Here is a 6,992-nt window from a genome sequence, read left to right on the forward strand (position 1 = left end):
CTTAAATACTTATAGCTTAAATCCATAATTCGGTTTACACTTTATTTATCCCATGGATACTATATTTCCACTAGACTTGGTTTAGCCAGTGCATTAGTTCTTGCATTGAATATGATTCTCTATAGTCTAAAAATCGGGTGCTGAGGGACAGAAATACTTCGTCCAGCCGACAAATATGCTTTAAATAAAGTGGTTTTAGTGAAGTTAAAACAATGAAACTTTCCGAATAAATAACTTCTATTTTGGCTTTATATAAAGGCGTAAAGAGACATTTTTTAAAAGTCGGCACCCGTTATTTATACTATAGAAAATATGATTATATTGTCACCATTTTAAAAAAAAGTATTATATAGTGATTGTTTCATTGCAATTGCAAATATCCAATAAAAAAAACACTTTCTGATTTCAGAATAAATTAATTGTAATAAAAAAGCAATATCAACTTTTTAATTAAGTTTTTCATAATACGTAATAGAATCATTAAAAGAATTTCGAATAAATAAGACAAATCAAAAAAAGTATCCAAGCTTCCGTTGTTTTAAGACGGAGAAGGATACCATTTTGAATACATACATAAGCAGTATACTTATGTCAATTCCAATTATAATATAGTATATTTGACGTCACTTCATGAGCTAAACCTTGAGAATGATACCCTAAAGCCAGCTAACAAAATATGAACTATAATATATTTCATTACAATTCAATTGATTAAAATGCTCTTTCTGATTTCAATATAAAGTAATTGTAATAAAAAAACAATATCAATTTTTTAATTAAGTTTTAGCTCTATATCTTCAATTATTTGATTCGCATATGACATCTTGTAGAAATTTTCTTGTAATTCTTTCACTTTTTTTAATTTATTTTGTAACCCACAATCGAGGTATAACTCATTTAGTAGCTTTAAATCTAACATAGCTCTGTCAACTTCGCCTGCAGTCAAAGCTAAATTATAGCAACTTTCTATACGTTCAATAGCTTTTATAAATTTATTATCCATTAGATACTTTATTCCTTGAAAAAAATTTTTGTAATAACTCGATATACTAGTGTTACCTAAAGCCTTACGTATATGGTTTTTTGTAGAAATATAATCATTACTAAAAAAATAAAGCATAATCTGATAAAGAATCAAATCATAATCATCATTTAAATATTTCTGATCAATCATTTCGAGATATTTGAATCCAAGTTTAAAATCTTTTTGCATCAACGAAGACAATGTTAAATTGGCTAAAACACAAAATTCCAAAATCGCATTATTTCTCTTTTTTGATTCCTCCAATAATTTAAGGTTCAACACAATAGATTCGTTATATTGTGATGTATTCAGATATAGTACTCCTTGATTTAATATCAAATAACATAATCGTTCAAAAGAAACCTCTTTAACCGCAATATCAATACATTTAATGATATATTGTTGAGCTAAAGTATAGTATCCTAAATTCAAATATATACTACAATAATGATAATGATTCATTAAAGATTCATTATCATATAATCTTGACTTATCTAGGTATTCTAAAGCTTTTATATTATCATTCAAATACATCATTTCTAAAGCTTGTATATCATAGTATATAGATAATTCTTTTACAGAAAATGTACTTTTTCCTATTTCAAGAATTTTTTTAAAAATTGTACATCTTCATTTTTCTGATTGATAATCACATCCATATATAGTATTAGATAATATTCAAATCGCGCGTAAGAACATTGTATAGAAATACTGCTTTTAATTTTTCCTATTGTTAAATTAAGTTTTTCCTTTTCCAAATTAGTATATTGTGTGTATATTAGTTGAACTAAACCAATTATCTCTTCTCTGTCTATTTCATAATCAAATGAATAACCACATATCTGACTAATTGCAGTTATCTTCTCTTTGGCAGGCTTATTCTTACCTGTTTCAATCTGAGAAATAGTAGATTCACTAACTTTTAAGGCTGATGAAATTCGTTTGATTGGAATATCCTTTTCAACTCGTATACTCTTTAAAATGTTACCAATCAAAAATTTATTAGTATTTTCAAGCATTATTTTTCACCCTTTTTTCCAGAATATAATGCAATACCAGAATCATCCTTAGTTTCTTTATCTTTATTATCAGTATTTGTGTTTGAATCTTCTGTAGAATTTTCTTCTGCATACATTGTAATAGGCTGAGATCCAAATACACATAACAAAGCCAATAAACTTGTAATTAATTTTTTCATTTCCAAAACCTCCTTCTGGTATTGATTTTAATTAATTTTTAATTTCATTCAATATGGAATAATTAATTAAAATATCCCCCCATTTCAAAATAATGGATCAAATTTACTTTCTTTTATAATTTTTTATACTAAAACTATCTTGTATTTTTCCTTTTTCTGGATCAAAAAGAACAAATTGGTAATCATAATTTAATTTTTCAGTCACTATTGTTTTATATTTATTAAATAATTGTACCTCTAAATTTATTTTAGAATTAAATACCAGATGATATCCTTTGTATTTTATATCTTGAGAACAAAGAATATATCCAAGAGTACTGCCAAAAATTTCAATCATTTGAGCCGTTGTAATATATGTACCAGAAATATAACTTTCTATAGAATTAATCATTATCTTTTTATCTGACTCTCTTTTTTTAGATACTGTAGCCGTTATTCTTCGGATTGCACCCTCATTGATTCTATAAAGTTGCACACCAGAATCAAAATTCCAACCATTCAAAACTAAATATGCACAATATCTATAGGAAATATTACCCCCTACTTGTTCTTTCCAATTGTGCATTGTTGAATAATCATTTGAATCAAATAATATGTATGTCATAACAGTTAATGGATCTAGTGATAATAAATCGCAAAATGCGGATAAGACCCGATTACTAGGCATATGAATAATGTCTGCTTCAAATTGTCTTACTGCACTCCGATTTACCCCTAATCGATTCGCTAATTCTTGTTGTGTTAATCCCAAATTTTTCCGTATGTTCCTTGTAAATACGCTGAATGCCATATCGTATCACCCTGTACATATTATACTAAACAAAAGAGAAAATTGTTAGTGAAAATCATATTTTAATATTGCATTCACTGTTCATTCGTTGTATATTGTAGTTGTGAATAGTAATTTAATATATTTTTATTATATTTTACTATCATATGTACATATTTAGATTATCATTTATATTCTTTGACTATTTGAAAAGAAACAAAAAAAGGATTCATTAGATTCAGTTTGGTCGCTACATCTAATAAATCCCACTCAGAAAGAACTATTTTTATAATGCACTTTCATTAGAGATTATAACAAATTTTTCTTTCTTCACAAAGTTTAAAAAGGAGGAAAACAACATGGAAGAAAAAAGAATTTATTTACAGACTCCAGAATTTACTGGAAGAAATGTTCCAATTTGTGAACTTGCAAAAGCCATTGGAAAGGATGCTCAGTATATTCGTATTGGACTTCAAAAAGGTATACTACATTTTGGATTTGCATTGAAAAAAGAAAATTCCAGTGAATACAACTACTACTGTCCATATTTAGGCAATATGAAATAAGCATACAATTATCAAACAAACTCACCTCCCCTAAACAAAAAAATATCTTTATGAGCTGAAAATCCTTTAACAATCCGTGTCGAGAAAATATTCCATATTCTGTATTATTCAAATAAAAGTGTATAATACAAATGAAGGTAGAAACACAAAATCAGTTCGACATACCGCCATAAGCGTAGGGCGTTAAAGTGTGGAAGGATATCCTTCCTTTTATTTTTCCTACGGGAAAGAGGCCAGCAATGCCGGTGTTAATACACACCGAACCGTACTTTGCAATTTTCCTTTCCACTTGCTTGTTGAGTGCAGTTCTCCAAAGCCTCTTTGAACACAGAATTTCATTCTGTGGCTACACGTTTAGCGAACGCTTTTGACCAGAACCAGCTTATCGCTGACTGTGGCCTTTTTATTTTAATTTAACTTGATTATTCGTTTTCATATTCAAATAATTTGGCAATCAACACTTTGAGTTCACCCAAAGCAGCTGGCGTTCCAACAATGACTTCCAAACATTCATTTCCAGTACGATAAACAACAACCTGTATAGGAGTGGCGTTCAATTGACAACGATGATCAGCTAATGACTTTGGTAACCAGTGACACAAGAGAAATAAACGAATTATAGTCATTGGAAAACAAATTCGTTTGCTTCTTTAGAATCATTGACATAGTTATAATAGCTAAAAACATACTATTCACTTTCAAAAATTTAAAAATTTTTATTTTTTGAAAGTGGCATATTGCACACAAAGATTATAATCGGATATAATACAAGTAAAGATGACTTTCGAAAGTTTAAAAAAATTCATTTTTTGAAAGTGAGGCAACACTATGAAAACCATTGAAAGAACTGAATACCTGAATCGAATAAAGAATCTGAAGGATACGCCTGATATAAAAGTTATTACCGGTATCAGAAGATCGGGTAAGTCAATACTGATGCAGGAGTATATCCAGTATCTGAAAGACAACTTTAATAATATCAACGTTATCTTTATTGACTTTATGGATCTTTCGTTTGAACACCTGAAAGAGTATCATGCGCTTCATGCCTATGTTGAAAAACGATATGTGGAAGGAAAGTCGAATTATCTTTTCATTGATGAAGTGCAGATGTGTCCAAATTTTGAACTGGCTGTAAATAGCCTATATTCAAAAAGAAAATATGATATCTATATCACCGGTTCTAACGCTTTTTTGTTAAGTGCAGATTTAGCCACTCTATTTACCGGGCGTTATATTGAAATTCATGTCTATCCATTCAGTTTCAAAGAATATTGTAATTACTACGACAACAACCACGACATAGAAAAGCTATTTGAAGATTACACCATCAAAGGTGGATTAGCTGGGTCCTATGCCTACAACACCGAAAAAGACAGGAAAGATTATATCAAGGAAGTCTATGAAACAATTGTTACAAGAGACCTTGTACAGAAGTATTCCCTGCCAGATACTCAGGTATTACAGCGCTTAAGTGAATTCCTTATGGACAATATATCAAACCTGACTTCACCAAGCAGAATCAGCAATATGCTATCCGAAAAGAACATATCAACTAATCATGTCACCATTGGAAAATATATCAAATACCTGTGCAACGCCTTTGTTTTCTATGATATCAAGCGCTACGATATCCGTGGCAAGAAATATCTTGAAAGTACAGAAAAGTTCTATTTAAGTGATATTGGCATACGTTATGCTGTTCTTGGTACAAGAAACATGGATTATGGCAGAGTATATGAAAACATGGTCTGTCTTGAATTATTACGCAGTGGCTATGATGTCTATGTTGGAAAGCTTTATCAGAAAGAAATCGATTTTGTTGCCCAAAGAGGTAGTGAAAAAATCTATATTCAGGTAAATGACAATATCACTGAAGAGGAAACATTCAAAAGAGAATATGCGCCTCTTTTACAAATCAAAGATGCATATCCAAAGATTATCATCGCCAAAACCGGTCATCCAAAGTATTCATATGAAGGAATTGAAATCTTTGATATCAGGGATTGGTTGCTAAATAAAAACCAAACTATATAATCAAAAAATTAGTAAGATTAAAAATATTAAACGCATCAGCATCCGCTGGTGCTTTTCTTTTGAAGGAATTGCCGAACGTACTGGTAAGTCTTCTGAATTCTTGGTGATGTGAAAAAACGCGATTTCTTCCTTCTTGCAAGTTTATAAATCTACCTTTTTGGTAAGTACATAAAGTAAAATTACATTTTGTGCGTGCTTTTCGATAACTGAGGAGTTAATTTTGCTACTTATAAGCGTGCTGTATGCGTGCTTAAAGAGACTTTTCAACACTATTCACAACAATTCACAGAAATAGAAAAAACCACCCAAAGCCCATATATAAAGGGTTTGAGTGGTTTTGAATCTCTTTGCAGAGTAGTCAAAAGTATGTTCTGACTAACGTTTAGAGAATTGTGGAGCACGACGAGCTGCTTTAAGACCGTATTTTTTACGTTCTTTAGCACGAGGGTCACGAGTAACGAATCCTGCAGCTTTTAATACTGGACGGTAGTCTTCACTAGCTTCCATTAAAGCACGAGTGATTCCGTGACGCATAGCACCAGATTGACCAGTGTATCCTCCACCTTGTACGTTGATAATCACATCAAATTGATCAACTGTATTAGTGATTTCTAATGGTGATTTAACAACCATACGTAAAGTTTCCAATGGAAGGTATTCTTCCAAAGTTTTTCCGTTGACTACGATATTACCTGTACCTGGACGTAAAAAGACACGAGCAACAGATTTTTTACGACGTCCAACGCCATGATATTGAACAGTGTTAGATTTTTTCATATTCTATTCCTCCTTATCCTCTTACCTTCAATTCAACAGGTTTTTGAGCAGCGTGTGGGTGTTCGCTACCAGCGTATACGAATACGTGTCCACGTTGTACATCACCTAATCTAGTATGAGGTAACATACCTTTGATTGCTCTTTCAACCCATTCAACAGGGTATTTCTCTTTCATTTCTTTAGCTGTACGCACACGCATACCTCCAAAGTATCCAGAGTGGTTGTAATACTTTTCAGTATTCAACTTGTTTCCAGTCATTTCGACCTTGTCAGCATTGATCACAATTACATAATCACCACAGTCAACATTTGGTGTATATGTAGGTTTGTGTTTTCCTTTTAATACATGAGCACATGTTGAAGCCAAACGTCCTAAAGTTTGTCCGTTTCCATCAACTACATACCATGTACGTGTTACATCGGCAGGTTTTGCCATAGTAGTTTGACGCATATCTAATTTCCTCCTTGATTTGAGCGTTTACCGGGGCTCAAAAGGCCAGAGTTTAGCCATCTAATATGATATGCAATATCCATATAAAAGTCAATGAAAAAAAGAAAAAGTTTAGCTTTATTTTAGCTAAACTCTGATTTTATTTTCTTTTATCTTTTTATAATCAATTG

Annotated in this window: 9 protein-coding genes; 2 read left to right on the forward strand and 7 right to left on the reverse strand. The window is 31.0% G+C overall.

Features of this window, described 5'->3' with window-relative positions:
* Window positions 1–772: 772 nt before the first annotated feature.
* From Q3907_RS10085 to Q3907_RS10100, 4 genes are all read right to left on the reverse strand, one after another.
* Window positions 773–1,552, reverse strand: coding sequence for a hypothetical protein (locus Q3907_RS10085; protein ID WP_301898185.1), 780 nt, complete (start codon window positions 1,550–1,552; stop codon window positions 773–775).
* A gap of 68 nt (window positions 1,553–1,620) precedes the next feature.
* Window positions 1,621–2,043 carry a helix-turn-helix domain-containing protein gene (locus Q3907_RS10090; RefSeq protein WP_217797799.1) on the reverse strand — a complete coding sequence of 141 codons (423 nt, stop codon included), beginning with the start codon at window positions 2,041–2,043 and terminating at the stop codon, window positions 1,621–1,623.
* The gene (locus tag Q3907_RS10095; RefSeq protein WP_118325885.1) at window positions 2,043–2,222 is read right to left on the reverse strand and encodes a hypothetical protein; all 180 of its coding nucleotides are present in this window, start codon (window positions 2,220–2,222) and stop codon (window positions 2,043–2,045) included. The genes Q3907_RS10090 and Q3907_RS10095 overlap by 1 nt, the downstream gene beginning before the upstream one ends.
* A 103-nt stretch (window positions 2,223–2,325) precedes the next feature.
* Window positions 2,326–3,012: a helix-turn-helix domain-containing protein gene (locus Q3907_RS10100; protein ID WP_281740055.1), complete on the reverse strand. Its 687-nt coding sequence runs from the start codon at window positions 3,010–3,012 to the stop codon at window positions 2,326–2,328.
* Between the two features lie 338 nt (window positions 3,013–3,350).
* Here Q3907_RS10100 and Q3907_RS10105 point away from each other — a divergent pair, with 338 nt between their 5' ends.
* On the forward strand, window positions 3,351–3,557 hold the full coding sequence (locus tag Q3907_RS10105; protein WP_301898186.1) for a hypothetical protein: 207 nt from the start codon (window positions 3,351–3,353) through the stop codon (window positions 3,555–3,557).
* A gap of 422 nt (window positions 3,558–3,979) precedes the next feature.
* Here Q3907_RS10105 and Q3907_RS10110 read toward each other — a convergent pair whose 3' ends face one another.
* A complete protein-coding gene (locus tag Q3907_RS10110) occupies window positions 3,980–4,159 on the reverse strand; it encodes a hypothetical protein (protein ID WP_295646482.1) in 180 nt (59 codons plus the stop codon).
* A gap of 226 nt (window positions 4,160–4,385) precedes the next feature.
* Between Q3907_RS10110 and Q3907_RS10115 the strand changes: the two genes are divergently transcribed.
* Complete coding sequence (locus Q3907_RS10115) at window positions 4,386–5,594, forward strand: ATP-binding protein (protein WP_301898187.1); 1,209 nt, start codon at window positions 4,386–4,388, stop codon at window positions 5,592–5,594.
* A gap of 375 nt (window positions 5,595–5,969) precedes the next feature.
* Here Q3907_RS10115 and rpsI read toward each other — a convergent pair whose 3' ends face one another.
* Together rpsI and rplM are read right to left on the reverse strand one after the other, a co-directional pair.
* Entirely contained in the window at window positions 5,970–6,371 is a 402-nt protein-coding gene (rpsI, locus tag Q3907_RS10120; protein WP_117573786.1) for a 30S ribosomal protein S9, read from the reverse strand.
* A gap of 13 nt (window positions 6,372–6,384) precedes the next feature.
* Window positions 6,385–6,822: a 50S ribosomal protein L13 gene (rplM, locus tag Q3907_RS10125; protein WP_295560597.1), complete on the reverse strand. Its 438-nt coding sequence runs from the start codon at window positions 6,820–6,822 to the stop codon at window positions 6,385–6,387.
* Window positions 6,823–6,992 lie beyond the last annotated feature (170 nt).

Source organism: uncultured Holdemanella sp. (genome assembly GCF_958348295.1).
Lineage (GTDB): Bacteria > Bacillota_I > Bacilli_A > Erysipelotrichales > Erysipelotrichaceae > Holdemanella.